This is a genomic window from Paraburkholderia lebeckiae, assembly GCF_014201005.1.
Lineage (GTDB): Bacteria > Pseudomonadota > Gammaproteobacteria > Burkholderiales > Burkholderiaceae > Paraburkholderia > Paraburkholderia tuberum.
In genome coordinates, this window is sequence record NZ_JACHDK010000006.1 from 341231 (window position 1) to 367197 (window position 25967).

The 25967-nt window shown below is 63.8% G+C and carries 25 protein-coding genes and 1 tRNA gene; 13 read left to right on the forward strand and 13 right to left on the reverse strand.

Features of this window, described 5'->3' with window-relative positions; genetic code table 11:
- Positions 1-221: 221 nt before the first annotated feature.
- The 3 genes from ampD to HDG39_RS14720 are packed head-to-tail and all read right to left on the reverse strand — an operon-like array spanning position 222 to position 2058.
- Positions 222-818, reverse strand: coding sequence for a 1,6-anhydro-N-acetylmuramyl-L-alanine amidase AmpD (ampD, locus tag HDG39_RS14710; protein WP_184006576.1), 597 nt, complete (start codon positions 816-818; stop codon positions 222-224).
- Positions 815-1126: a PP0621 family protein gene (locus HDG39_RS14715; RefSeq protein ID WP_090801917.1), complete on the reverse strand. Its 312-nt coding sequence runs from the start codon at positions 1124-1126 to the stop codon at positions 815-817. The genes ampD and HDG39_RS14715 overlap by 4 nt, the downstream gene beginning before the upstream one ends.
- Positions 1127-1134: 8 nt before the next feature.
- Positions 1135-2058, reverse strand: coding sequence for a cytochrome C assembly family protein (locus tag HDG39_RS14720; protein ID WP_184006577.1), 924 nt, complete (start codon positions 2056-2058; stop codon positions 1135-1137).
- 80 nt (positions 2059-2138) lie between these two features.
- Here HDG39_RS14720 and ffh point away from each other — a divergent pair, with 80 nt between their 5' ends.
- A complete protein-coding gene (gene ffh / locus HDG39_RS14725; protein ID WP_184006578.1) occupies positions 2139-3506 on the forward strand; it encodes a signal recognition particle protein in 1368 nt (455 codons plus the stop codon).
- 157 nt (positions 3507-3663) lie between these two features.
- Complete coding sequence (locus tag HDG39_RS14730; protein WP_026226044.1) at positions 3664-4215, forward strand: hypoxanthine-guanine phosphoribosyltransferase; 552 nt, start codon at positions 3664-3666, stop codon at positions 4213-4215.
- Between the two features lie 98 nt (positions 4216-4313).
- On the opposite strand, the gene HDG39_RS14735 is transcribed toward HDG39_RS14730, so the two are convergent.
- Positions 4314-4913 carry a MarC family protein gene (locus tag HDG39_RS14735; RefSeq protein WP_184006579.1) on the reverse strand — a complete coding sequence of 200 codons (600 nt, stop codon included), beginning with the start codon at positions 4911-4913 and terminating at the stop codon, positions 4314-4316.
- A gap of 12 nt (positions 4914-4925) precedes the next feature.
- Positions 4926-6662: a proline--tRNA ligase gene (locus tag HDG39_RS14740; RefSeq protein ID WP_184006580.1), complete on the reverse strand. Its 1737-nt coding sequence runs from the start codon at positions 6660-6662 to the stop codon at positions 4926-4928.
- Positions 6663-6961: 299 nt separating this feature from the next.
- On the opposite strand from HDG39_RS14740, the gene HDG39_RS14745 reads away from it, so the two are divergent.
- Both HDG39_RS14745 and HDG39_RS14750 read left to right on the forward strand, forming a co-directional pair.
- The gene (locus HDG39_RS14745; RefSeq protein ID WP_184006581.1) at positions 6962-7711 is read left to right on the forward strand and encodes an RNA pyrophosphohydrolase; all 750 of its coding nucleotides are present in this window, start codon (positions 6962-6964) and stop codon (positions 7709-7711) included.
- Positions 7712-7787: 76 nt separating this feature from the next.
- Positions 7788-8345 carry a CNP1-like family protein gene (locus HDG39_RS14750; protein ID WP_184006582.1) on the forward strand — a complete coding sequence of 186 codons (558 nt, stop codon included), beginning with the start codon at positions 7788-7790 and terminating at the stop codon, positions 8343-8345.
- Positions 8346-8447: 102 nt separating this feature from the next.
- On the opposite strand, the gene proB is transcribed toward HDG39_RS14750, so the two are convergent.
- The 4 genes from proB to rplU form a co-directional block, all read right to left on the reverse strand.
- Positions 8448-9566, reverse strand: coding sequence for a glutamate 5-kinase (proB, locus tag HDG39_RS14755; RefSeq protein WP_184006583.1), 1119 nt, complete (start codon positions 9564-9566; stop codon positions 8448-8450).
- A 69-nt stretch (positions 9567-9635) separates the two neighbouring features.
- Positions 9636-10757 (reverse strand): Obg family GTPase CgtA, encoded by a 1122-nt coding sequence (gene cgtA, locus HDG39_RS14760; RefSeq protein ID WP_184006584.1) that lies wholly within the window; start codon positions 10755-10757, stop codon positions 9636-9638.
- Positions 10758-10994: 237 nt separating this feature from the next.
- Positions 10995-11255, reverse strand: coding sequence for a 50S ribosomal protein L27 (gene rpmA / locus HDG39_RS14765; protein ID WP_008923994.1), 261 nt, complete (start codon positions 11253-11255; stop codon positions 10995-10997).
- A 25-nt stretch (positions 11256-11280) separates the two neighbouring features.
- Positions 11281-11592: a 50S ribosomal protein L21 gene (rplU, locus tag HDG39_RS14770; protein WP_007180329.1), complete on the reverse strand. Its 312-nt coding sequence runs from the start codon at positions 11590-11592 to the stop codon at positions 11281-11283.
- A 283-nt stretch (positions 11593-11875) separates the two neighbouring features.
- On the opposite strand from rplU, the gene HDG39_RS14775 reads away from it, so the two are divergent.
- The 9 genes from HDG39_RS14775 (at position 11876) to HDG39_RS14815 (ending at position 20033) form a co-directional block, all read left to right on the forward strand.
- Positions 11876-12868 (forward strand): polyprenyl synthetase family protein, encoded by a 993-nt coding sequence (locus tag HDG39_RS14775; RefSeq protein ID WP_184006585.1) that lies wholly within the window; start codon positions 11876-11878, stop codon positions 12866-12868.
- 49 nt (positions 12869-12917) lie between these two features.
- Positions 12918-12994, forward strand: a tRNA-Pro gene (locus HDG39_RS14780).
- 244 nt (positions 12995-13238) lie between these two features.
- Entirely contained in the window at positions 13239-14537 is a 1299-nt protein-coding gene (locus tag HDG39_RS14785; RefSeq protein WP_184006586.1) for an HlyC/CorC family transporter, read from the forward strand.
- A gap of 147 nt (positions 14538-14684) precedes the next feature.
- A complete protein-coding gene (locus HDG39_RS14790) occupies positions 14685-15941 on the forward strand; it encodes a GspE/PulE family protein (protein ID WP_184006587.1) in 1257 nt (418 codons plus the stop codon).
- Positions 15938-17176: a type II secretion system F family protein gene (locus HDG39_RS14795; RefSeq protein ID WP_184006588.1), complete on the forward strand. Its 1239-nt coding sequence runs from the start codon at positions 15938-15940 to the stop codon at positions 17174-17176. The genes HDG39_RS14790 and HDG39_RS14795 overlap by 4 nt, the downstream gene beginning before the upstream one ends.
- Before the next feature lie 27 nt (positions 17177-17203).
- Positions 17204-18145 carry a prepilin peptidase gene (locus HDG39_RS14800; protein ID WP_184006589.1) on the forward strand — a complete coding sequence of 314 codons (942 nt, stop codon included), beginning with the start codon at positions 17204-17206 and terminating at the stop codon, positions 18143-18145.
- Between the two features lie 3 nt (positions 18146-18148).
- Positions 18149-18763 (forward strand): dephospho-CoA kinase, encoded by a 615-nt coding sequence (gene coaE / locus HDG39_RS14805; protein ID WP_184006590.1) that lies wholly within the window; start codon positions 18149-18151, stop codon positions 18761-18763.
- 189 nt (positions 18764-18952) lie between these two features.
- The gene (gene zapD, locus HDG39_RS14810) at positions 18953-19708 is read left to right on the forward strand and encodes a cell division protein ZapD (protein ID WP_184006591.1); all 756 of its coding nucleotides are present in this window, start codon (positions 18953-18955) and stop codon (positions 19706-19708) included.
- A 121-nt stretch (positions 19709-19829) separates the two neighbouring features.
- The gene (locus tag HDG39_RS14815; protein WP_084754177.1) at positions 19830-20033 is read left to right on the forward strand and encodes a DNA gyrase inhibitor YacG; all 204 of its coding nucleotides are present in this window, start codon (positions 19830-19832) and stop codon (positions 20031-20033) included.
- Between the two features lie 87 nt (positions 20034-20120).
- Here the strand turns inward: HDG39_RS14815 and HDG39_RS14820 are convergent, their stop codons facing one another.
- From HDG39_RS14820 to secA, 4 genes are all read right to left on the reverse strand, one after another.
- On the reverse strand, positions 20121-20579 hold the full coding sequence (locus HDG39_RS14820) for an NUDIX domain-containing protein (protein ID WP_184006592.1): 459 nt from the start codon (positions 20577-20579) through the stop codon (positions 20121-20123).
- Positions 20576-21445, reverse strand: coding sequence for an ATP-binding protein (locus HDG39_RS14825; RefSeq protein ID WP_184006593.1), 870 nt, complete (start codon positions 21443-21445; stop codon positions 20576-20578). The genes HDG39_RS14820 and HDG39_RS14825 overlap by 4 nt, the downstream gene beginning before the upstream one ends.
- Before the next feature lie 37 nt (positions 21446-21482).
- Positions 21483-22724, reverse strand: coding sequence for a bifunctional glutamate N-acetyltransferase/amino-acid acetyltransferase ArgJ (gene argJ, locus HDG39_RS14830; protein WP_184006594.1), 1242 nt, complete (start codon positions 22722-22724; stop codon positions 21483-21485).
- A gap of 153 nt (positions 22725-22877) precedes the next feature.
- Positions 22878-25694, reverse strand: coding sequence for a preprotein translocase subunit SecA (gene secA, locus HDG39_RS14835; protein ID WP_184006595.1), 2817 nt, complete (start codon positions 25692-25694; stop codon positions 22878-22880).
- Between the last annotated feature and the right edge of the window lie 273 nt (positions 25695-25967).

The following is a 25967-nucleotide window of genomic DNA, read 5'->3' on the forward strand; positions in this document are numbered from 1 at the left end:
TCCTATTCACTCGGTTATGCACATGGTTATTCACAGCACAACACAAGATATAGTGCGAAACTCAGTTGTCGGCACCAAGTATAGTGGAGTTTCGAGACAGATCAAATGGTTTTATTTGCGCTTGCAGTCTTGACTTTTGCTTTACGCGGCGCGCAGAAGCTCTCCGGAGAAGCAGGCTGCGCCTCGTTCTCCGTGGATCACGCAAGATCGTGCGAAGGGGGTTACCGCGTTTCGGAAAACTTGAGATAGGGGAAATACCGACCGTCGAGCAACGTGTCGCGCTGCAGTCGCGGCCACTCGAAATACGGACCGGGATCGGTCTTGCGACCGGGTGCGATGTCGGAGTGGCCGGCAAGCGCGTCGATCGGATAGCGTGCCTTCAGTGCTCTGACGAGCGCGGCGAGCGTGCGGTATTGCGCCGCTTCGAAGACGGTGGTGTCGCTGCCTTCGAGCTCAATGCCGATCGAGAAATCATTGCAGCGCTCGCGGCCGAAAAAATTCGACGGCCCCGCGTGCCACGCGCGTTCGTTGCACGACACGAACTGCTCGAGTGCGCCATCGCGATGAATTACGAAATGCGCGGACACGCGCACGCCGCGCAGATGCGTGTCGTAGTACGGGTGAGTGTTGCAGTCGAGCGCGTTCTGGAACAGCTCGGCAATCGCGCTGCCGCCGAACTCGTTCGGCGGCAGGCTGATGTTGTGAACGACGATCAGCGTCGGCAGCGCGCCTTGCGGCCGCGCTTCGAAGTTTGGCGAGGGGAGCTTGCGTGCGGCAGGGACCCAACCGTCGGCATCGACGGTGTACGCGCCGCTCATCGGGCGTCGCGGCCGCTCGGACGCGCGCCGTGGCGCTGCGCGTGCGCGGCGCAGCAGAACGCCTGGCCCGCGACGCTGACCGAGTCGCTCTTCGGTGCGTGCACGCCGCACTCGACGCAGCGGATCATCGGCTCGGCAAGCTGCGGCTGTTGCCCATTCGAAGAACGCGCGCCGCCATTCGCGGTGCCGGCAGCGTTGGCGCCGCCGGCACCGGTGCGTTGCGCGGATTGCGCGTCGTGGCGGCGCAGCGCCTTCACGAGCCATTGACCGACGATGAACAGCAGAATCAGCAAAAAGATTTGTCGCATGGGGACACTCACACTACGGGCCGGTGCAACAGCACCTCGAAAACAAAACGGCTGCCGACGTACGCGAGCAACAGCGCGACGAACGAGGCCAGCACCCAGCGCAACGCCGCACGGCCGCGCCAGCCGGACACCTTGCGCGCGGTCAGCAGCGCGCCGAACATCACCCACGAAAGAATCGCGAACACGGTCTTGTGATCGAGCCGCAACGCGCGGTCGATCAGTTGCTCGCTGAACAGGATGCCCGACAGCAGCGTCAGCGTGAGCAGCACGAAGCCGGCGCCGATCAGACGGAACAGCAGCTTCTCGAGCGTCAGCAGCGGCGGCAGCGTGTCGAGCCAACTCGACCACCAGCCGTTGTGCGCCGCCGCGTGCCTTTGCGCGAGACCACCGCGCATCGAATGCAGACGCCGCTCGACCGCCAGCATCAGCACCGCGTGCAGCGCCGCGATCGCGAACAGACCGTACGCGATATTCGCAATCAGGAAGTGCAGCTTGAACATCGGCGCGGCCGCATACGGCAGCACGCGCACGCCGCCGAACGCGAGCGGCAGCAGCGACGCGACGCACGCGAGTGGCAACACCAGCAGGCGCAGTCCGTCGAGCGGAAAAAAGAAACTCTCGATCCAGTAGATGCCGGCGCCGAGCCAGAACATCGCCGACAGCGCAAACGCGAAGCCGAATACCATCGCGTTCTGCGGGAAGATCGTGGTATGCAGCAGCACGCCGTGAGCGAGCAGCGCGACGAACAGCAGCGCGCGCCCGGGTGCGCTCATGCCGGAGGCCATCAGAGCGCCCGCGTTGGCGGCATGACCGGGCAGCGGCGGCACGCTCTCGAGCAGTGGACGCACGGCCACGTGCCGGTGCGAGCGCCAGCCGGCCACGGCAAGACCGCCGTAGAGAAGCGCGGTGAGGGCATACAGTACAATATCCATATTCGAAGTTTACACTAGGGCCCTGCTCCGCGACGTCTTGCGCTTCGCGCGCTGCGCGGGCCCACCGTTCATCGCTCCCCATGCTCGACAATCTGACTCAACGGATGGCGCGCGTCGTCAAGACGCTGCGCGGCGAAGCCCGGCTCACCGAGGCGAACACCCAGGAAATGCTGCGCGAGGTGCGTCTCGCACTGCTCGAGGCCGACGTGGCGCTGCCCGTCGTGCGCGAGTTCATCGCGAAGGTCAAGGAGAAGGCGCTCGGCGAGGAAGTGATCTCCAGCCTATCGCCGGGTCAGGCGCTCGTCGGCGTCGTGCAGCGCGAACTGACCGCGGTGATCGGCGGCGATTACGAAGGCAAGGCCTCCGAGCTCAATCTCGCCGTCGCGCCGCCCGCGATCATCCTGATGGCGGGTCTGCAGGGTGCCGGTAAAACGACCACGGTCGGCAAGCTCGCCAAGCTGCTGCGCGAGAAGTACAAGAAGAAGGTGCTGACCGTTTCGTGCGACGTCTATCGTCCCGCCGCCATTGCGCAGCTGAAAACGGTGACCGAGCAGGTCGGCGCGGACTTCTTCCCGTCGGAGCCGAACCAGAAGCCGGTCGACATTGCCCGCGCCGCGCTCGACTGGGCCAAGCGCCACTATCACGACGTGCTGCTCGTCGACACGGCCGGCCGTCTCGGTATCGACGAGGCGATGATGAACGAAATCACCGCGCTGCACGCCGAGCTGAAGCCGGCGGAAACGCTGTTCGTCGTCGACGCGATGCTCGGCCAGGACGCGGTCAACACCGCAAAGGCGTTCAGCGACGCGCTGCCGCTCACCGGCGTCGTGCTGACCAAGCTCGACGGTGATTCACGCGGTGGCGCGGCGCTTTCGGTGCGTCACGTGACGGGCAAGCCGGTCAAGTTCGTGGGTGTCGCCGAAAAACTCGACGGCCTCGAAGTGTTTCACCCGGACCGCATGGCGAGCCGGATCCTCGGCATGGGCGACATTCTCGCGCTGGTGGAGGAAGCGCAGCGCGGCGTCGACGTGCAGGCCGCGCAGAAGCTCGCCGACAAGGTCAAGAAAGGCGGCGACTTCGACCTCAACGATTTCCGCGCTCAGCTCACGCAAATGAAGGGCATGGGCGGCCTGTCGTCGCTGATGGACAAGCTGCCCGCGCAGTTCCAGCAAGCCGCGGCCGGCGCCGACATGAGTCAGGCCGAGAAGCAGATGCGCCGCATGGAAGGCATCATCAACTCGATGACGCCGGCCGAGCGCGCCAAACCCGAACTGATCAAGGCGACCCGCAAGCGCCGCATCGCCGCGGGCGCGGGCGTGCAGGTGCAGGAGGTCAACCGCATGCTGAACCAGTACGAACAGATGCGCACGATGATGAAGAAGCTCAAGGGCGGCAACCTGCAGAAGATGATGCGCGGCATGAAGGGCATGATGCCCGGCATGCGCTAAGCTTGATGGGACCGGCGCGCGCTCGCGCCGAGTGCGGCGCGGCTGACTTCGGCATCGTGCGGGTTTATTCTGTAGCGCATTGCGCCGTCGCTCGCAGGAATGTCCCCCGGGATGTTGCCTCCTACACTATGTATACAGTTACCGTCCGTCAGACGTCATGAACCGCGAAGAAGCCCTCCATATTTTTCGACACTCCGAAGAGATAGTTTCGGCCTCGGACGTCACTGCGTCGATCGCCCGCATGGCGGCTGCCATCCGCGACGAGATGAGCGAGGACTTCCCGCTCGTGCTGTCGGTGATGGGCGGCGCCGCGGTATTCACAGGCATGCTGCTGCCGCACCTCGATTTCCCGCTCGAGTTCGACTACATCCACCTGACGCGCTACCGCAATACGACGAAGGGCAGCAACGAGATGCAATGGCGCGTCGCGCCGGCCGAGTCGGTCAAGGATCGCGAGGTGCTCGTGCTCGACGACATCCTCGACGAAGGCGAGACGATGGCCGCAATCCGCGACCGCATCCTCGCGATGGGCGCGAAGCGCTTCCTGTCCGCGGTGCTGTGCGAGAAGATCATTCCGAAGGCGAAACCGCTGCGCCCCGATTACTGCGGCTTCGAAGTGCCGGACCGGTACGTGTTCGGCTGCGGGATGGATGCGAAGGGCTACTGGCGCAACCTGCCGACCATTCGGGCGCTGACCGAGGGAGCGTGAGCGGGACATCCGCCCTGCCCTACCGGCGAAAAAAAAGCAGCCTGCCCGGCTGCTTTTTTATGGCTGCGACGGTGGCAATGCGCGCACCGGCTCGCGCTTCACAGCTTGTGCACGAAGGAGCGGATTCCACCGAGCATCATCTCGACTGAAATCGCGACGAGCACGAGCCCCATCAGCCGCTCGAACGCCGCCATCACCCGTTCACCGAGCCACGCCTGAATGCGCTCGGCGAGCATCAGCACGATCGCACAGATAATCATCGTGACGGTCAGCGCGCCGATCCACTCGAACGTCTTGCCCGGCGCCTGCGAAGTCAGCAGCATAACCGTCGCCAACGCCGACGGACCCGCTAGCGCCGGAATCGCGAGTGGCACGATCAGCGGCTCGCCGCCGCGCGCGTCGCCGCCGAACGGACCGTCCGGATGCGGAAACACCATGCGCAGCGCAATCAGAAACAGCACGATGCCGCCGCCGATCCGCAACGACTGGTCACTGAGGCTCATCATGCGCAGAAAGCTCTGCCCGAGCATCATGAACACCAGCAGGATCGCAAACGCGATCGCGACCTCGCGCAGGATCACGACCGTGCGACGCTCCGGCGACACACCTCGCAGGCAACTGACGAAGATCGGGATGTTGCCGAGCGGATCGGTGATCAGGATCAGCAGCACCGTCGCGGACAGGAAGGTGTACTCCACTGCCCGCTCCGCTTAGTTCGCCAGCGCCGCGCGCACTTTGCCGATCACGGTCTGCGCGGCGTCCGCGACCGGCAGCAGCGTCGCTTCGGCCTCGCGACGGCCCTGATACTCGATCTTGCCGTCCTTCAGACCACGGTCGCCGATCACCAGTCGATGCGGCACGCCGATCAGTTCCCAGTCGGCGAACATCACGCCCGGCCGCTCGCCGCGATCGTCGAGGATCACGTCGATACCGGCCGCGACGAGTTCCGCGTACAGCTTGTCGGCCTGCTCACGCACCGCGTCGCTGCGGTCATAGCCCATCGGGCACAGCACGACTTCGAACGGCGCAATCGACTCCGGCCAGATGATGCCCTTGTCGTCGAAATTCTGTTCGATCGCGGCGCCGAGAATCCGCGTGACGCCGATGCCGTAGCAGCCCATTTCCATCGGCCGAGGCTTTCCGGTTTCGTCGAGACAGGTCGCGTTCATCGCTTCGGAATACTTGGTGCCGAGCTGGAACACGTGGCCCACTTCGATGCCGCGGCAGATGTCGAGCACGCCCCTGCCGTCCGGCGACGGATCGCCCTTCTTCACATTGCGGATGTCGGCGACGAGCGGCTCCGGCAGATCGCGGCCCCAGTTCACGCCGGTGGTGTGATAGTCGACGTCGTTCGAGCCGACCACGAAGTCGCTCATGTTCGCGACCGTGCGGTCCGCGATCACCTTGACCGGCTTCTTCGTGTTGATCGGACCGAGATAGCCCGGCGGCGTGCCGAACGTCTCGACGATCTCGGCTTCGGTCGCCATGCGGAAATTAGCGAGGCCCGGGAGCTTGGCCGCCTTGATCTCGTTCAAATCATGATCGCCACGCAGCATCAGCAGCCAGATCGTCGGCTCGGCGCCTTCGTTCTCGGTGGCGAGCACGACCGACTTGATCGTGCGTTCGAGCGGAATGTTCAACAGTTCGGCAACCGCCTCGCACTTCGCCTTGCCGGGCGTCGCGGTCTTCTTCATCTCTTCTTCCGGCGCCGCGCGCTCTGCGATCAGCGGTAGCGCTTCGGCTGCCTCGACGTTCGCGGCGAAATCGGAGGTCGGGCAATACGCAATGTCGTCTTCGCCGGTGTCGGCGATCACATGGAACTCATGCGAGCCGCTGCCGCCGATCGAGCCGTTGTCGGCCGCCACCGCGCGGAAGTCCAGACCGAGGCGCGTGAAGATGCGCACGTACGCGTCGTACATCTTGCGATACGACTCGCGCAGACCCTCCGCGTCCTTGTCGAACGAGTACGCGTCTTTCATGATGAATTCGCGGCCGCGCATCACGCCGAAACGCGGACGGATCTCGTCGCGGAACTTCGTCTGGATCTGATAGAAGTTGACCGGCAGTTGGCGATAGCTCTTGATCTGGTTGCGCGCGATGTCGGTAACCACTTCCTCGTGCGTCGGGCCCATCACGAAATCGGCCTGCTTGCGGTCCTTGAAGCGCAGCAGCTCGGGACCGTACTTCTCCCAGCGCCCCGATTCCTGCCACAGTTCGGCCGGCTGCACGGCCGGCATCAATAGCTCGATGGCGCCCGCCCGGTTCATTTCCTCACGCACGATCGCTTCCACCTTGCGGATCGAACGCAGGCCGACCGGCAGGTAGTTATAGATACCGCCCGCGACGCGACGGATCATGCCCGCGCGCACCATGAGCTTGTGGCTGATGATTTCGGCGTCGGCGGGCGCTTCTTTGAGAGTGCCGATAAAGAAACGGGAAGCTTTCATTCAAGGTGTCCAAAAGCGGCGGCTTCCGGTAGGACCGCCAGAAAAGAGGAAATGGGGAAAATCGACACAGATCCGCGGCGAAGCCCGCAGGGCTCGCCCGACTGGCGGCGCCCTGCCCCTGCGCGGCGCCGAAACCGCCGCGCAAAGCCTCTCTCACAAGGGATAGGCACGGAAAACCGACAGGCTACCGCAAACCCGGGCCTGTTGCGGCGAATCGCTCCATTCTTATGCGATTCGGTGCGTAGGGTCCGTTATCTGTTTATAATCAAAGCAATTTTAAAGGATTCGAAGGTGGTTGTATGCTGGATCGTGAAGGCTTTCGCCCGAACGTCGGCATCATCCTCTTGAACGCGCACAACGAGGTGTTTTGGGGCAAACGGCTCCGTGAACATTCCTGGCAGTTTCCGCAAGGGGGCATCAAATATGGTGAGACCCCCGTGCAAGCGATGTATCGGGAGTTACACGAAGAGACCGGGCTGCTTCCTGAGCACGTCAAGGTGATCGGTCGCACGCGCGACTGGTTGCGTTATGAGGTGCCTGACAAGTTCATCAAGCGCGAAGTACGCGGTCATTACCGCGGCCAGAAACAAATCTGGTTTTTGCTCCGGATGGTAGGACGCGACTGCGACATCTGTTTGCGCGCCACCGACCACCCTGAGTTCGATGCGTGGCGTTGGAACGAGTATTGGGTGCCGCTCGACTGTGTGATCGAGTTCAAGCGGGATGTGTATCAGTTGGCGCTGACGGAGCTGTCCCGTTTCATGCGCCGGCCTGCGCCGCGTGCGGAAAAACCTGGCGGGCATCATGGGTCGCGTTATCCCCGGATAGCGTCGTCGATGCAAAGCCCGCCGGATTCCACGGTAAGCATGGCGGTCACCACCGTCACTACCGTAACTTCGGTCAGCGTCGAAACTTCGACGCACGTGCTGGTCGCGCCGGATTGCGGTCCCGGCTCACCGGATGCGAACATGAGATCGGAGCACGAGTGCGAAACGGCCGAAGCCGACGAGGCCGTCGCCCCGTTAGTCCGACGAGGCGTGCGCGGTTAACCATTCCAGGCGGCGGCTCGCGCCGCCTCTCTCTGGCGCGGCTTTCGAGCCGCGTCTGTCTCTCGAGGGAATCAGATTGAAAGCATTTGCATTCGCCGTGGCGTGCGTCGCCACCGGCGCCCTGCTGGCAGGCTGTTCGAGCGCCGGCAAACCGACCAACAAAGACGACAGCGAGTTCACCTATCTGCTTGACCGCAAGAGCAACTGGGTTGAAAACAAGGTCGACACATTGCCGCCGCTGCCCTCCGATGCGAACCTGCTGTCGTTCGAAGTCTCCGGCAATACGCCGCTGCAATTTGCGATCGACCCGAAGTCGGTCAGCGTCGGCGACGACGGCGTCGTGCGTTACACGGTGGTCGTCACGAGCCCGGGCGGTGCGCGCAACGTCAATTACGAGGGCATCCGCTGCGACACGTATGAATGGCGTCAGTATGCGGGCCTGAACGCCGATCACGACGGCTGGGACACGACGGTCGCGAACCCGTTTTCGCGGATCGAAAACGGCGCGCTGAATGCGTACCAGGCCGCGTTGTATCAGGACTATATGTGCGCAAACAAGATTCCGACCGGCAGCGCGCAGCACATCGTCGAGAACATTCGTTACAAGCGCACGCAGACGTCGCAGATTCATTGACGCCGTTGCTTATACGTGTCGATTAAAAAGCCGTTCCAGCCTGCGCTGGAACGGCTTTATTGTTGGCTCTTCGTACGCGCGATATGCGCGCCGCTTCGCAGATCAAAGCACCACGAGATTGTCGCGATGAATCAGTTCGGGCTCGAGCATATAGCCGAGCACTGACTCAATTTCGCCGCTCGGACGCCGCTGGATCAGTTTGGTTTCCGCGCTGCTGTAGTTCGTCAAACCACGTGCGACCTCGCGGCCTGACGCGCTCAGACACGCGATCACCTCGCCGCGCGCGAATGCACCCTGCACACCGACGATGCCGATCGGCAGCAAGCTCTTGCCGCCGGCGGTCAGTTTTTCGACCGCGCCGTCATCGATCACGACGTGGCCGCGCACCTGCAGGTGATCGGCCATCCATTGCTTGCGCGCCGCCATGCGCGCGGTGCGTGCGATCAGTTCGGTGCCGATCGCCTCGCCGGCCGCCAGTCTCACCAGCACGTCCGACTCGCGCCCACTCGCGATCACCGTATTGGCGCCGCTATGGGCCGCACGCTTCGCGGCGAGAATCTTGGTCAGCATGCCGCCGCGGCCGAGGCTCGAGCCCGCACCGCCCGCCATCGCCTCGAGCTCAGGCGCGCCGGCGTCGGCTTGCTGGACGAGTGTCGCGGTCGGGTCCTTGCGCGGATCTGCGGTGAAGAGGCCTTGCTGGTCCGTCAGAATGATCAGCGCGTCGCCCTCGATCAGATTGGCAACCAGCGCGCCGAGCGTGTCGTTGTCGCCGAACTTGATTTCGTCGGTGACGACCGTGTCGTTCTCGTTGATGATCGGTACAACTCCGAGTCCCAGCAGCGTGAGCAGCGTGGAGCGAGCGTTCAGATAGCGCTCGCGGTCAGCAAGGTCAGCGTGAGTAAGCAGGATCTGCGCAGTCTGGATGGAATGTTCGGCGAAGCGGCTTTCGTACACTTGCGCGAGACCCATCTGACCGACCGCCGCGGCCGCCTGCAGCTCATCGATTTCACGCGGCCGCTTCGTCCAGCCGAGCCGCTGCATACCCTCGGCGATCGCGCCCGAGCTGACCAGCACGACTTCCTTGCCTTGCGCGCGCAGTGCGGCAATTTGCGCGGCCCAGCGGCCGATCGCCGCATGATCGAGGCCGCGCCCGTCGTTCGTGACGAGGCTCGAACCGACTTTGACGACCAATCGCCGTGAATCTGCGATGACGGAACGCATTGTGCGCTGTCTCCCAAGATGACCCGTGATGCATACCGGCACCCGCCGCTGGCGCCGGCGCTCGAGTTGTTATTCCTGCGGATCGGTGCCGGCTTCGCGGGTCGGGGCCGGTACTTGCGTCCCGTCGCGGAAACGCACGTCGGAGGCCAGGTCTTCGGCTTCGGCCGCGCGTTGCGCGTTGGAGTGCTCGGCGAGGTAGTCGAACACCGCGTAGCAAAGATTTTCACAGCCCTGGCCAGTCAGCGCCGAGATCTCGAACACCGGACCGTCCCAGCCGAAGCCGTCGAGGAAAGCCGCCACGCGCGCTTCGCGATCGTCCTCAGGCACCATGTCCAGCTTGTTCAGCACAAGCCAGCGCGGCTTCTGATAAAGCTCTTCGTCGTACTTGCGCAGTTCGTTGACGATCGCCTTCGCTTCCGCGACCGGATCGATCGATTCATCGAACGGTGCGATGTCGACGATGTGCAGCAGCAGCCCGGTGCGTTGCAGGTGGCGCAGGAATTGATGGCCTAGGCCGGCGCCTTCCGCCGCGCCTTCGATCAGCCCCGGGATGTCGGCAATCACGAAGCTGCGGCTCGGCCCGACGCGCACGACGCCGAGGTTCGGCGCGAGCGTGGTGAACGGGTAGTCGGCGATTTTCGGCTTCGCGTTCGACACCGACGAGATAAACGTCGACTTGCCCGCATTCGGCATGCCGAGCAGACCGACGTCGGCCAGAACTTTCAGTTCGAGGCGGACCATGCGGCGCTCGCCCGGCTTGCCGTCGGTCTTCTGACGCGGCGCGCGGTTCGTGCTGGACTTGAAATGGAGGTTGCCGAGGCCGCCGGCTCCCCCTTGCGCGATTTGCACGCTCTGGTTGTGCTCGGTCAGATCGGCGATCAGCTCGCCGGTTTCCATGTCCGTGATGGTGGTGCCGACCGGCATGCGCAGCGTGATGTCGTCGCCGCCCTTGCCGTAGCAATCCGAGCCGCGGCCGTTTTCGCCGTTGCGCGCCAGATGTTTTTTCGCGTAGCGGTAATCGATCAGCGTGTTGATGTTGCGGTCAGCCACCGCGATCACGCTGCCGCCCCGGCCGCCGTCACCACCATCGGGGCCGCCGAACGGGACGAACTTCTCGCGGCGCATCGACGCGCTGCCATCCCCTCCGTCGCCGGCGATGACTTCAATCCTCGCTTCGTCAATGAACTTCATGCGTTACTCCGTCACGTGGTGTACTGCCCGATTCGATGCAGGGGTTGATACTGATTGGATGCTGCTATTTTGCCGCGCGCGCCGCGCGTTGATCAATCGACCGAACTCCATGGTCCGCCGATGAGGAGCGGTCGGCTGCGCGGCTTCGGCGCCAAGCTAAAGAGGCTCCGCAATAAAAAAGGCCCCGCGAACTTCGCGGGGCCTTTTTCCGGTCCTGAAGCCCGTGCCTGATTAAACTCAGGCTGCCGGGACGACGGAAACGGTGTGCTTCTTCGCCGCGCCCTTCGTCGAAAACTGGACGTGGCCGTCCTTCAGCGCGAACAGGGTGTGATCTTTGCCCATGCCGACGTTCTCGCCAGCGTGCATCCGCGTACCGCGCTGACGCACGATGATGCCACCAGCGTTGATAGCCTGGCCGCCGTAAACCTTAACGCCGAGGCGCTTCGATTCGGAGTCGCGGCCGTTCCGGGACGATCCGCCTGCCTTTTTGTGTGCCATTTGATTTGCTCCTTAACCGGTGCGCTTACGCGTTGATCGCGTCGATGCGCAGTTCGGTATAGTTCTGGCGGTGGCCGCCATGCTTCTGGTAGTGCTTCCGGCGACGCATCTTGAAGATCGTCACTTTGGCGTGACGACCTTGCGACACGACGGTAGCCTTGACGGAAGCCCCACTGACCAGCGGCGTACCGAACTTAATCGATTCGCCTTCGCCCACTGCGAGAACCTGGTCGAGCGTGATTTCAGCGTCAATGTCTGCCGGTATCTGTTCTACTTTAAGTTTTTCGCCGACGGCAACCTTGTACTGCTTGCCACCGGTTTTTATGACCGCGTACATTGAGAACCTCACTCTGTATTCATTTTCCCACGCACCGCGCGCGGAAACTCTCAATTATACATAGAGTTAGCTGCTCGGTCAAAAGCTGCTTACCAAACCGTCTACCGTCCGGCTTCGCCTCCCTCGCAGGCGCTCGCAGACGGCAAACCTGCGACGCGCGGCGCCCCGCAGACGGCCTTGGCAGGTGCCCCGCGCGCGATGCGGAACGCATCCACGCGGCAGCCGACGACCCGGAAGCGCCCCGATCGCCTTATAATTCGCGGCACTACCCAATTCAGCCATCATGTCGTCGACTGCCACCACCTCCCCCAACGTCGCCAGCCTGCTTGCTCCGATCGCCGAAGACATGCAGCAGGTCAATCGCGTCATCCGGCAACGTCTTGCGTCGGACGTGATGCTAATCAATCAGATTTCCGAGTACATCATCAGCGCCGGCGGCAAGCGGCTGCGGCCCGCGCTGCTGTTGCTGGTGGCGGGTGCGCTGGGCGATACGACGGGGCACCGGCACGAGCTGGCAGCGGTCGTCGAATTCATTCACACGGCCACGCTGCTGCATGACGACGTGGTCGACGAGTCCGACCTGAGGCGCGGCCGCCAGACCGCCAATGCGCTGTTCGGCAACGCGGCGAGCGTGCTGGTCGGTGACTTTCTCTACTCACGGTCGTTCCAGATGATGGTCGGCGTAGGCAAGATGCGCGTGATGGAAATTCTGTCGGAGGCGACCAACATCATCTCTGAAGGCGAAGTGCTGCAGTTGTTGAACATGCACGATGCCGACGTCGACGAAGCCCGTTACATGCAGGTGATCCGCTACAAGACCGCAAAGTTGTTCGAGGCGGCCGCCCAGCTCGGCGCGGTGCTGGCCGGCTCGGACGCGAAAACCGAAGCCGCCGCCGCCGAGTATGGCCGTCGCATCGGCACCGCGTTCCAGATCATGGACGACTGGCTCGACTACACAGGCACGGCCGAGTCGATGGGCAAGAACGCCGGCGACGATCTGCGCGAAGGCAAACCGACGCTTCCGCTCATCTATCTGATCGAACGCGGCACGCCCGAGCAGTCGGCGCTCGCGCGCGAAGCCATCGAGCAAGGTGGCACCGACCGTTTCGATACGATTTTCGACGCGATCACGCGCTCGGGCGCGCTGGATCACACGCTGGAGTGCGCGAAACAGGAGGCGCAGGCAGCCGCGGCAGCAATTTCGTCATTTCCCCATTCCATTTTCAAAGAGAGCCTGCTAGACTTATGCTCTTACTCGACGGCAAGGCAGTCTTGAACAAGACTGAAACACCGAATTAGTCTGAATCGAGTCAGCATTACCAAATCGGGGTGTAGCTTAGCCTGGTAGAGCGCTACGTTCGGGACGTAGAGGCCGGAGGTTCGAATCCTCTCACCCCGACCAGATTGTCCTTGTTAGCTCAAGGTTCAAAACCGCCGCAGCATTGCTGGGCGGTTTTTTGTTTTGCGCGGCGCTTTTTTCGTCGCTCTCGTGCTGCCCTTCGCCGCTTTCCTTCCTCCGGCTCGTCAGGCACAGTGCATACGTTGCCACGTTGTCGTTCTAGCGGCGTCAGCCGCCGTCCACGCCGGAACGCGCGGCCCCCTCTGCTATATTCTCTCCATCCTTTCCCCCTATTTTTTCACGACGCGTGGAACAACTTCCCTTATGGGCGCAGATCGGCGCCGTCCTTCTGCTCCTTGTCTGCTCCGCCTTCTTTTCCATTTCCGAGACAGCGATGATGGCGCTCAATCGTCATCGCCTCAAACATCTCGCCAGCAAGAACACGCTCGGCGCAAAGACGACTCAGGGCCTGCTCGCAAAAACCGATCAGCTGCTCAGCGTGATCCTCATCGGCAACAACCTGTTCAACACGATCATTCCGGTACTGACGACATCGCTCGCGCTGCACACGTTCGGCCGCAATAGCCTCGTGCTGTCGATCGCGACCGGTATCGTCGCGTTCCTCATTATCGTGTTCGCGGAGATCACACCGAAGATCGTCGGCGCGACGTTTCCCGAGAAAATCGCGCTGCCCGCGAGCCTGCTCATCGCGCCGTTGATGCGCGTCGCGAGACCACTGATCTGGTTTGTCAACTTGTTCGCGACCGGCATCCTGCGCGTGCTGCACATCAACACGAAGGGCGCGCGCGACCAGCGGCTGTCCACCGAAGAACTGCGCACCATCGTGCTCGAGTCGGGAAGCTTCATGCCCACCAAGCACCGCAGCATCCTGCTGAACCTGTTCGACCTCGAAAACATCTCCGTCGATGACGTGATGATCCCGCGCCGCCGTATCGAGGCGCTCGACTTCGATGCGCCGTTCGAACAGATCCTGCATCAACTGGAGACCTGCTATCACAACAAGCTGATCGTCTACCAGGGCGACATCGACCGCGTGCTCGGTGTGCTGCACGTGCGCAAGACGCTGTCAGGGCTGCACAACCAGGAGCTCGAGCGCGATACCTTGCGCGAGCTGCTCGCCGAGCCGTACTTCGTGCCAAGCGGCACGCCGGTGTTCCAGCAGCTGCAATACTTTCAGGAAAGCCGGCAACGCATCGCACTCGTCGTCAACGAATACGGCGAACTGCAAGGCCTCGTCACACCGGAAGACATCATCGAGGAACTGATCGGCGAATTCACCACGTCGATTCCGCGTAGCGCCAGCTCGCGCGGTGGCTGGAACGAGGCGGGCGAATGCATCGTCGCGGGAAGCATGCCGTTGCGCGAGCTGAACCGCTGGCTGCAACTCGGGCTGCCCACCGATGGCCCCAAAACGCTGAACGGCCTGATTCTCGAAATCCTCGAAGACATCCCCGACGGCGACGTCTGCGTGCGCATCGGAGACACCAAGCTCGAAGTGATGCGCAGCGACGATCAGGCGATCCGCACCGTCAAGCTTTTCAAACCGCCGTCGCGCACGAAGGCCGGTAAAGCACGGTCGGGCTGAACTTGGCGCCGTCGCTCGCTGATTCACAGTCAGCATCGCACAGGCTCGTGACACGCGCCATTAGCCGAATGGCCGAATGGCATTCGGACGCCCGCAACCGGAAGATGAAGCCGTCATGTTCTATAGGCGGCTCATCACCGGTCACTCATGCAAACAACCTTTGCCACCGCCGTGGCATCGCCGCGCCCACTCGCTGTCGACGGCGAATCCAGCGCAACGAGTCTGAGCGATCCCGACAACGCCCCAGCCGTGCGTCTATTGACCGACACGTTGCACGAAGCGACGCGGCGCAATGCGTCGGATATCCACATCGAGCCGGCCGAACATGGCTGGCGTGTGCGCCTGCGTATCGACGGCGTGCTGCATGAAATCCCGCGGCCGCCCGCGCATCTGCGCGACGCGTTCGTCACGCGTGTGAAAGTGCTCGCGCGCATGGACATCGCCGAGCGACGCGTGCCGCAGGACGGCCGGCTACGCCTCGCGACGTCGCCAGGGCGACTCGAGGACTACCGCGTCAATTCGCTGCCGACGCTGTTCGGCGAAAAGCTCGTACTACGACGGCTCGACGCGCTGCCCGCCGATCTTTCGCTCGATTCGCTCGGCCTCGATCCGCGGCAGCGCGAAGCTGTCGACGCCGCGATCCGCGCGCCGCACGGTCTGATGCTCGTCACCGGACCGACGGGTAGCGGCAAGACACTATCGCTGTACTGCTTCCTGAACCTGCTGAATGGCGAGGCACGCAACCTCTGCTCGGTGGAAGACCCAGCCGAGATCCAGCTGGCCGGCATCAACCAGGTCAGCGTGCGCGAAAAAGCCGGACTGACTTTCGCGGTCGCGCTGCGGGCTTTTCTGCGTCAGGACCCGGACGTGATCATGGTCGGCGAAATCCGCGACAACGAAACCGCCGACGTTGCAGTGAAGGCCGCCCAAACCGGTCACCTCGTGCTGTCCACGCTGCATACGAACGACGCGCCCGCGGCCATCGCGCGGCTCGTCGATATCGGTGTCGAGCCGTACAACCTTGCCGCAGCGCTGCGCATGGTGACCGCGCAGCGGCTGGTGCGGCGACTGTGCGTCGCATGCCGCGCGCCCGCGCCGCATTCGCCGGCGGCACTCCACGCCGCGGGCTTTGGCGAACATGAGCTCGACGGCTGGCAACCGTATGCGGCGACCGGCTGCGCGGTTTGTCATGGCATCGGCTATCGGGGGCGCGTCGGCATTCATCAGGTGATGCCCGTCTCCGACGCGATGCGTGAGCAGATCGTCGCAAGCGCGGGCGCGCACGAGCTGGCCCGCCTCGCGCAGATAGAACAGGTCGCGACGTTACGCGACGCGGCGCTTGCGCGCGTGCGCGACGGCACCACGAGTCTCGCCGAAGCGCTCGCCGCCACGGAGGTCGCATGAGTACCGCCGAGCTGTCACCAACAAAGCCCGTCTCAGCCGATCTGCGCTTCAGATGGCGCGGCGTCGACGCGGACGGCACGCGCCAAAGCGGCACGCTGATCGCGCCCGACGCGAGCGCCGCACGCACGATGCTCAAACGCGACAACCTCTTTATCGTCGAACTCGCAACGCAAGGGCCGGCGCCACGCCCGAAGACCAGCGCGGCCGCTGTCACGCTGTTCACGCGACAACTGTCCAGTCTGCTACGTGCCGGTTTGCCGCTCGCGCCCGCGCTCGAACTACTCGCGCAGACGCCGACGTCGGGTCAGCGGCAAGGCATGCCGCGTATCGTTGGCGCTGTCGCGCGCGACATCACCGCCGGCCTGCGGTTTTCGGCGGCCTTGCAGCGGCACCCGGCGCAGTTCAATGCGCTGTATTGCCAGCTCGTCGAGGTGGGTGAAGCGGCGGGCGCGCTCGTCACCGTGCTCGCCCGCCTCGCCGACGATCGCGAACGCGCCGCTGCGCAGCGCGCGAAGGTGCGCGCGGCTCTCACCTATCCAGTCGCGATCCTGCTGCTCGCGCTCGCGATAACTGCCGCATTGCTGGTGTGGGTCGTGCCGACGTTCAAGCAGATCTTCGATGGCTTCGGCGCGAAGCTGCCCGCGCCGACGCAGTTCGTGCTGGCGCTCTCGGCGGCCGCCGCGCGCTGGAGTGTGCCGGTGTTCATACTGATGCTCGCAATGAGCTCGGCCATCACGCTCGTGCTGCGTCGTTCGGTAAGCGCTCGCATCCGCTTCGCGCGCCTGTTGCTCGACCTGCCGGTGGCCGGCCCGCTGCTGCGCACGCTGTGCGCGGCGCGCTGGAGTCGCGCGCTTGGCACCTTGCTGTCCGCCGGCACGCCGCTCGCCGACGCATTCGATTCGCTCACTCAGGCGACCGGCAATGCTTTCTTCGATCGCGCGACGGCAAGCATCGCCATCAGATTGCGGCGCGGCGAACGGCTCGCCGCGGCTATGCTCGCAGCCCGCTGCTTTCCCCCCGAAGTCGTGCAGCCCGTTGCGGTCGCGGAGGAATCCGGCGCACTCGACAGCATGCTGCTCGATGTCGCGTCGCTTGCGGATCGCCAGGTCGACGACAGGATCGGCACGCTATCGAGCCTGTGCGAACCGCTCGTGATCGTCGTGCTCGGCACACTGGTCGGCGGCCTCGTCATCGCGATGTATCTTCCCATTATTCAACTCGGCAACGTGGTGTAGCATCGCAGCCGAATCCACTTCGTCACCATGCAGGCTCCTCTTCCGCTCGTGTCACAAACTACCTCCAGCCTGCTCGCGGGCTTACTGCCGGGCCGCTTCGCCAGCGATATCGGCTTCGCACTCGCGAGCCTGCCCGCCGGCGTGCAGATCGCATTCGCGATCGTGCTTGGCCTCGTGATTGGCAGCTTCCTGAACGTGGTCGTGCATCGATTGCCGATCATGCTCGAGCGTGCATGGCGCGCCGAAATCAGCGAGACCACCGACGAGCCGCAGCCCGACGACGGACTGCCCGCGCGCTACAACCTGTGGGTGCCGCGCAGCGCGTGCCCGCATTGCGGCCATGTACTGAGCGCGTGGGAAAACTTGCCGGTGCTGAGCTACCTGCTGTTACGCGGCCGTTGTTCCGCGTGCGGCACGCATATCAGCGCACGCTATCCGCTGCTCGAAATCGCGAGCGCCGCTTTCGCGGCAGGCGCACTGACAGCGTTCGGCCCGACGCCGATGGCACTCGCCGCGTTCGGCCTGTGCGCGACGTTGCTGGCGATGAGCGCGATCGACGTCGACACGCATTTGCTGCCCGACTCCTTGACGCTGCCGCTGTTGTGGGCCGGCCTGATCGTCAATTTCAACGGCATGTTCACGAATCTGCATGATGCGGTGCTCGGCGCTATCTTCGGATATCTGGTGTTGTGGACCGTGCATTGGGTGTTCAAGCTCGTGCGTGGTATCGAAGGCATGGGCTATGGAGACTTCAAGCTGCTCGCCGCGCTCGGCGCGTGGCTCGGCTGGTCCGCGCTGCCGCAGATCGTGCTGGTCGCCGCGGTGGCCGGTGCCGTGATCGGCCTCGCGGCGACGTGGCGTGGCCGTATGCGCTTCGAGGAGCCGCTGCCGTTCGGGCCGTTTCTCGCGGCGGGCGGTGTGCTTACGCTGTTTGCCGGCACGCCGCTTTATCTGGCTTTGGGAGGCTGAACCATGTTCGTTGTGGGACTCACCGGCGGCATCGGTAGCGGCAAGTCGACGGTTGCCGGTCTGTTCGCCGCGCGCGGCGTGCCGCTCGTCGACACGGACGTGATCGCGCATCGCATCACCGCGCCGCATGGCCTGGCGATGCCGCACATCGCCGCCGAATTCGGCACCGAGTTCGTTGCGGCCGATGGCTCGCTCGATCGCGCGCGCATGCGCACGCTCGTGTTCAGCGACGAGACCGCACGCAAACGTCTCGAAGGCATCACGCATCCGCTGATTCGCACAGAAACCGAGCGCGAAGAGCGCGCGGCGCAAGGGCCGTATGTGATCGTCGTGGTGCCGCTGCTGGTCGAGTCCGGGACATGGAAGGACCGCGTCAATCGCGTGCTCACCGTCGATTGCAGCGTCGACACGCAGATCGCGCGTGTGATGAGTCGCAACGGCTTCAGCCGTGAGCAGGCGCTCGCGATCATCGCACGCCAGGCCACGCGCGAAGCGCGCCTCGCCGCCGCCGACGACGTGATCGTCAATGACAATGCGCCGCTCGAAGAACTCGAGGCGCAGGTGGACGCTCACCATCAAGCGTATCTGTCGCTGGCGAAGGGCGATGCCGAGTTGTAGCGCGCGCGGACGCACCGTCACCGACACATTGAACTTTGCGCGCACGCGGGAGCCGAAGCGCCCATAACACGGGGAACTCACGAAAAAAGTTGCGAAAGCGCGCAGAAAAAGTGCGTGATTGCCTGGGTAGTCCCACGGCATTAGAATGTTTTACATTCCTGTCACCGACCACGCCCGAGGCGAGCCCGCTTGATCCTTTACGAGTACCCCTTCAATGAGCGAATCCGGACGCTGTTGCGGCTCGAAGATCTGTTCGAGCGCTTCACGTTCTTTCTGACTCAGGAAGACGCGCGGGAACATCACGTCGCACTGACAACGCTGTTCGAAATCTCCGAAGTGGCGGGTCGCGCGGATCTGAAGTCGGATCTGATGAAAGAACTCGAGCGGCAGCGGCAGACGCTCGCGCCGTTTCGCGGCAATCCGGGCATCGAGCAGAACGCGCTCGAAGCGGTGCTCGGTGAAATCGAACAGACCCTTGCGGGGCTCACGCAGATGCAAGGCAAAGCCGGCCAGCATCTTGCGGACAACGAGTGGCTCGCGAGCATTCGCAGCCGCGCAATCATCCCCGGGGGTACCTGCAAATTCGACCTGCCCTCGTATTACGCGTGGCAACAGTTGCATCCCGATCAGCGTCGCCAGGACATCGCTAAGTGGGTGACACCGCTTTTGCCGCTGCGCGACGCGGCCACCATCGTGCTGCGCCTCGCGCGCGAGTCGGGCCAGGCGTCGAAGGTCATGGCGATGCAAGGCAGCTATCAGCAAATGCTGTCGGGCCGCTCGTATCAGTTGATGCAGGTTCGCGTCGCTCCCGAATTGCGCGTGATTCCCGAAGCGAGCGCCAACAAGTACATGCTGTGGGTGCGCTTTACGGTGCAGGACGGCGATTTGCGGCCGCGCGCGGTCGACGTCGACGTGCCGTTCCAACTCACGCTCTGCAGCCTGTAATCGCCTGTCAATCACCGCCGCGTTGAGCAGCGCACCGGATTTGACCGAACGCGGCTTTGAACCGGCGCGAAATCGCCCTATATTCGTTACTTGTTCCGTTTGAGATTGACCGTCCGACCGTATGCCTACCGTCGTCAAATGTCCTACCTGCGGTAAAGATGTCCGCTGGACCTCCGAGAGCCGCTTCCGTCCTTTCTGCTCCGAGCGCTGCAAGCAGACCGATCTGGGCGCATGGGCCGCCGAAAAATACAGGATTGGCGGCAACGAACAGGAAGGGTCTTCGTCCGAAGAGGAAACGCCGCGCGGCGACTACAACCCGCACTGAGCGAACCAGTAAAAAAGCCACGCGAACCGGCGCTGCCGATACAGCGCCCGCAACCGCGTGGCTTTTTCAGTCACTGCCTTCAATCAATCACTTCTTCTCAGCCGCGAGCCACTCCAGCACCGGGATCGTGGCCGGCAGCAACGGCGAGACATCCGCAGGCAAGCTCTGCCACACGAAGGCCTGGCCTTCACGCCCGTGCGGCTCGCCCGACCACTGCGTCACCTTGCAGAAGAAGAGGCGCACATAGGCGTGCGGATAATCGTGTTCGAGCGTGTGCCACAGATGGCTCGCCTCGACCTCGATTCCAAGCTCCTCGTGCAGCTCGCGCGCGAGCGCGGCCTCGACCGATTCGCCCGCTTCGAGCTTGCCGCCCGGAAACTCCCAGTAGCCCTCGTACGGCTTGCCCGTCGGACGCTGCGCGAGCAGATAGCGTCCATCCGGCCGCACCAACACGCCGACCGCGACTTCGGTGATCGGACGGCCCGCGCCGTTGGCGCCGACGCTATTGCCGGCGCCATCGCCGGCGCTTTTGTCAGCGTCGCTCATGCCGGCGTCTTACGGCCGGACCAGTCGCGCGCGAACTGCCACGCGACTCGCCCCGAGCGCGAGCCACGTTCGAGCGCCCACACGAGCGCATCGCCGCGCGCCGATTCGATCTCGGCGTCGTCGCAACCGAAATGGCGCAGCCAGTGCGCGATGATCGTCAGGTAGTCGTCCTGCTTGAACGGATAGAAGCTGACCCACAGCCCGAAACGCTCGGACAGCGAGATCTTCTCTTCGACCAGTTCACCCGGATGAATCTCGCCGTCCGAGGTGTGCTTGTACGTCTCGTTGTCGCTCATGTACTCGGGCAGCAGATGGCGGCGGTTCGACGTCGCATAGATCAGTACGTTGTCGGACTGCGCAGCCACCGAGCCGTCGAGCGCGACCTTGAGCGCCTTATAGCCCGACTCGCCTTCTTCGAACGACAGGTCGTCGCAGAACACGACGAAGCGCTCCGGCCGCTTCGCAATCAGATCGACGATGTCGCCGAGGTCGTGCAGATCGTCCTTGTCCACTTCGATCAGGCGCAGACCGTCTTTGGCATACGCATTCAGGCACGCCTTGATTAGCGACGACTTGCCGGTACCGCGCGCGCCCGTCAGCAGCACGTTGTTGGCCGGCTGACTGCGCACGAACTGGCGCGTGTTCTGTTCGATCAACCCTTTCTGGCGATCGATGTTCTGCAGGTCGTCGAGCGTGATCGGCGAAATGGCGTGCACCGGCTGCAAGTAGCCGCGCCCCTGGCGCTTGCGCCAGCGGAAAGCGACCGCGGCCGACCAGTCGATCTCCGGTGCGACGGGCGGAAGCATCGCTTCCAGGCGGCCAAGCACGGCTTCGGCCCGGTTCAGAAACAGTTCGAGTTTGTCCATGGTAAGTAGGCGGCCCGCGGCCGCGCTTTGAAGCTGATTACGAGCGGTAGTCAGCGTTGATGCTCACGTAGTCGTGCGACAGATCGCAGGTCCAGATCGTGGCTTGCGCATTGCCGCGGCCGAGCACGACGCGAATGCCGATCTCGCTTTTTTTCATGACGCGCTGGCCGTCTTCTTCGCGGTAGGCCGGGTTGCGGCCGCCGGCAGTCGCGACCAGCACCTCGTCCAGATACAGATCGATCTTGCCGACGTCGAGATCGTCCACGCCGGCATAGCCGATGGCCGCGAGAATACGGCCAAGGTTCGGGTCCGATGCATAGAAGGCTGTCTTGACGAGCGGCGAGTGGCCGATCGCGTAGGCGATCTGGCGGCATTCGCCGACGCTCGAGCCGCCTTCGACACGCACGGTCATGAATTTGGTCGCGCCCTCGCCGTCGCGCACGATCAGTTGCGCGAGGTTCTGCGCGACCTCGGTCACCGCGTCGCGCAGCGCTGCATAAGCGGGCGAATCGGTGGACGTGATCGCGGGCAGGCTCGATTTGCCCGACGCGATCAGGATGAACGAATCGTTGGTCGACGTATCGCCATCGATCGTGATGCAGTTGAACGAGCGATCCGCGACGTGCTTCACGAGCTCGTCGAGGACCGGCTGCGCGACGGCCGCGTCGAACGCGAGGAAGCCGAGCATGGTCGCCATGTTCGGCTTGATCATGCCGGCGCCCTTGCTAATGCCGGTCAGCGTGACGGTGTGACCGCCGATCGTGACCTGGCGCGAGCTCGCCTTCGGCAGCGTGTCGGTTGTCATGATCGACTGCGCCGCGTCGTACCAGTTCGCTTCCTTGCGGTTCGCGAGCGCGGCCGGCAAGCCCGCTTTCAGACGATCGACCGGCAGCGGTTCGAGAATCACGCCCGTCGAGAACGGCAGCACCTGCTCGGGCGCGATGTCGGCGAGACGCGCGAGTTCCGCGCAAGTTTCGCGCGTCGCCGCGAGGCCCGGCTCACCGGTGCCCGCGTTCGCGTTGCCGGTGTTGATCACCAGCGCGCGAATCGGCTTGCCGCCCGCGCGCACGCGCTGCAGGTTCTCGCGGCAGACCGTGACGGGCGCCGCGCAGAAGCGGTTCTGCGTGAACACGCCGCCTACCGTCGCGTCTTCGTCGACGGAAATGACGAGCACGTCCTTGCGATTCGGTTTGCGGATATTCGCTTCCGCCCAGCCTAGCGTGACGCCCGCGACGGGGTGGAGTTGAGCGGGATCGATCGAGGGAAAGTTGACAGCCATGGTCGCGACCTGTCGAAGAAAATGCCGGCGGACGCCGGCATCGGGGAAACGGAACTGACGACCCGGGTGTGCTGCCGGGTCACCCGCGAAATCAAAACGGCCAAACGGCGCTTAAAGACGACACGGCGCGCCCGGAAGCGCGCCGCATCGCCATCAGGCGATTTTGCCGTGGCACTGCTTGTACTTCTTGCCGCTGCCGCACGGGCACGGGTCGTTGCGGCCGACCTTCGGTACGTTGTCGGTATTCATGTGCACGGCCGCCTGCGGCGCTGCGCCGTGGCCGTGGCTCATCGCGTCGCCGATCATCGCGGCGGTGGCCGCTTCGGCCGCGACGGGCGCGGCGGCGCCGGCTTCCGCGAACTCGGCATGACGGAACTCGACGTTCTCCAGATGACCGCCCTGCTCTTCCATCTGCTCCGCAGCCGCTTCGAGCTGCTCCGGCGACTGGATCTGCACGTTCATCACGATGCGCGTGACTTCGAGCTTCACGGCGTCGAGCATCGCGGCGAACAGTTCGAACGCCTCGCGCTTGTATTCCTGCTTCGGGTTCTTCTGCGCATAGCCGCGCAGATGGATGCCCTGACGCAGATGATCGAGCGCGGCCAGATGCTCGCGCCACGCGCGGTCGAGCGTCTGCAGCATGATCGAGCGCTCGAACGCGCTGAAAGATTCGCGGCCGACCAGCTGGACCTTCGCCTCGTACCCCTCGTCCGCGGCGGCCTCGACCGCTTCGAGAATCTCTTCCGCGCTGATCGAGTTCGACTCGTTGATCATTTCCTGGATCGCGAGGTCGAGCTGCCATTCGTTGCGCAGCACTTCCTCGAGCTCGGGCACGTCCCACTGCTCTTCGATGCTGCCCACCGGCACGAACTGATGCACGATGTCGCCGACCACGCCGTGACGCATCGCGGTGATGGTCTCGGTGATGTCGTTCGCTTCGAGCAGTTCATTGCGCTGCTGGTAGATCACCTTGCGCTGGTCGTTCGATACGTCGTCGTATTCGAGCAATTGCTTACGAATATCGAAGTTGCGCGCCTCGACCTTGCGTTGCGCCGATTCGATCGAGCGCGATACGATGCCCGCTTCGATCGCCTCGCCTTCCGGCATCTTCAGGCGGTCCATTATTGCGCGCACGCGGTCGCCCGCGAAAATGCGCAGCAGCGGATCTTCCAGCGACAGATAGAAGCGAGACGAACCCGGGTCGCCCTGACGGCCCGCGCGGCCGCGCAGCTGGTTGTCGATCCGGCGCGACTCGTGACGCTCGGTGCCGATGATGTGCAGCCCGCCCGCGGCCTTCACCTGATCGTGCAGCGTCTGCCATTCGTCGTGCAGCTTCTGGATGCGGCGCTGCTTTTCGTCGGCGGCGAGCGTTTCGTCCTGCTCGATGAACGACGCCTGCTTCTCCGCGTTGCCGCCGAGCACGATGTCCGTACCACGGCCGGCCATGTTGGTTGCGATCGTGATGCGCTGCGGACGGCCTGCTTCGGCGACGATCTCCGCTTCGCGCGCGTGCTGCTTCGCGTTCAGCACTTCGTGCGGCAAGCTGACCTGCTTCAGCAGATGCGACAGCAGCTCCGAGTTCTCGATCGATGTCGTGCCGACCAGCACCGGCTGACCGCGTTCGAAGCACTCGCGAATATCGCGGATCACCGCGTCGTAGCGTTCCTTCGCGGTCTTGTAGATCTGATCCTGCTTGTCGATCCGCTTCGGCGGACGGTTGGTCGGGATCACGACCGTTTCGAGACCGTAGATCTCGTTGAATTCGTACGCTTCGGTGTCGGCCGTGCCGGTCATGCCGGCCAGCTTCGCGTACATGCGGAAGTAATTCTGGAACGTGATCGATGCGAGCGTCTGGTTCTCGCTCTGGATCTTCACGTGCTCCTTCGCCTCGACCGCCTGATGCAGACCGTCCGACCAGCGGCGGCCGGCCATCAGACGGCCGGTGAATTCGTCGACGATGATCACTTCGCCGTTCTGCACGACGTAGTGCTGATCCTTGAAGAACAGCGTGTGCGCGCGCAACGCCGCGTACACGTGGTGCATCAGCGTGATGTTCTGCGGCGCGTACAGGCTTTCGCCGTCGCCGATCAGGCCCCACTCAGAGAGCAGGCGCTCGGCCTTTTCGTGGCCCGACTCGGTCAGGAAGACCTGACGGCCTTTTTCGTCCAGCGTGTAGTCGCCCGGCTTCTCGACGCCGGTGCCGTCCGCCTTCTCTTCGCCGATCTGGCGCTCGAGCAGCGGCGGCAACGCGTTCATGCGCACGTAGAGTTCGGTGTGATCTTCGGCCTGGCCGGAGATGATCAGCGGCGTACGCGCTTCGTCGATCAAGATCGAGTCCACCTCGTCGACGACCGCGAAGTTCAGGCTACGCTGCACGCGCGCGTCGGTCTCGTAGACCATGTTGTCGCGCAGGTAGTCGAAGCCGAATTCGTTGTTGGTGCCGTAGGTGATGTCGGCGGCGTAGGCTTGCTGCTTCGCCGTGTGCTCCATCTGCGACAGGTTGATACCGACCGACAGACCGAGGAAGTTGTAGAGACCCGCCATCCATTCGGCGTCGCGCTGCGCGAGGTAGTCGTTGACCGTGACCACGTGAACGCCGCGGCCCGACAGCGCGTTCAGGTAGACCGGCAGCGTCGCGACGAGCGTCTTGCCCTCGCCGGTGCGCATTTCACTGATCTTGCCGTAGTGCAGCGCCATACCGCCGATCAGCTGCACGTCGAAGTGGCGCATCTTCAGCACCCGCTTGCTGGCCTCGCGGCAGACCGCGAACGCTTCCGGCAGGATCTTGTCGAGCGATTCACCGCTCGCGACGCGCTGGCGGAATTCACCCGTTTTGGCGCGCAGTTGGTCATCCGTCAATTGCTCGATCTGCGGCTCGAGCGCATTGATCGCCGCGACGGTCTTTTGATATTGCTTGACTAGCCGCTGATTACGGCTGCCAAAAAGCTTCTGTAGAAAACCGGTGGTCATCGGATCGGTGTCTGCGTCGCGGCTTCGGCTGGCTCGCGGTATGCGCTATGCGCATACCGCGCCTGGGTCGGAAAGTCCTCGGCGGCTTAGTCCAAGAGTGAATTCGAATCGGGCATTTTAGCACGCGCCTCCGGCCGCGCTCGTGTCGCAGGCGTGACGGCGCCGGCCACCGCCAGCCCCGCCCGGCAACCTCCGGCGCGGCGCGGACCGACTTCGCAAGCTGCCCGCGCGGTACAATCGCGGCGTGAGCGCGCATGGGGCGAGCTCACGTCG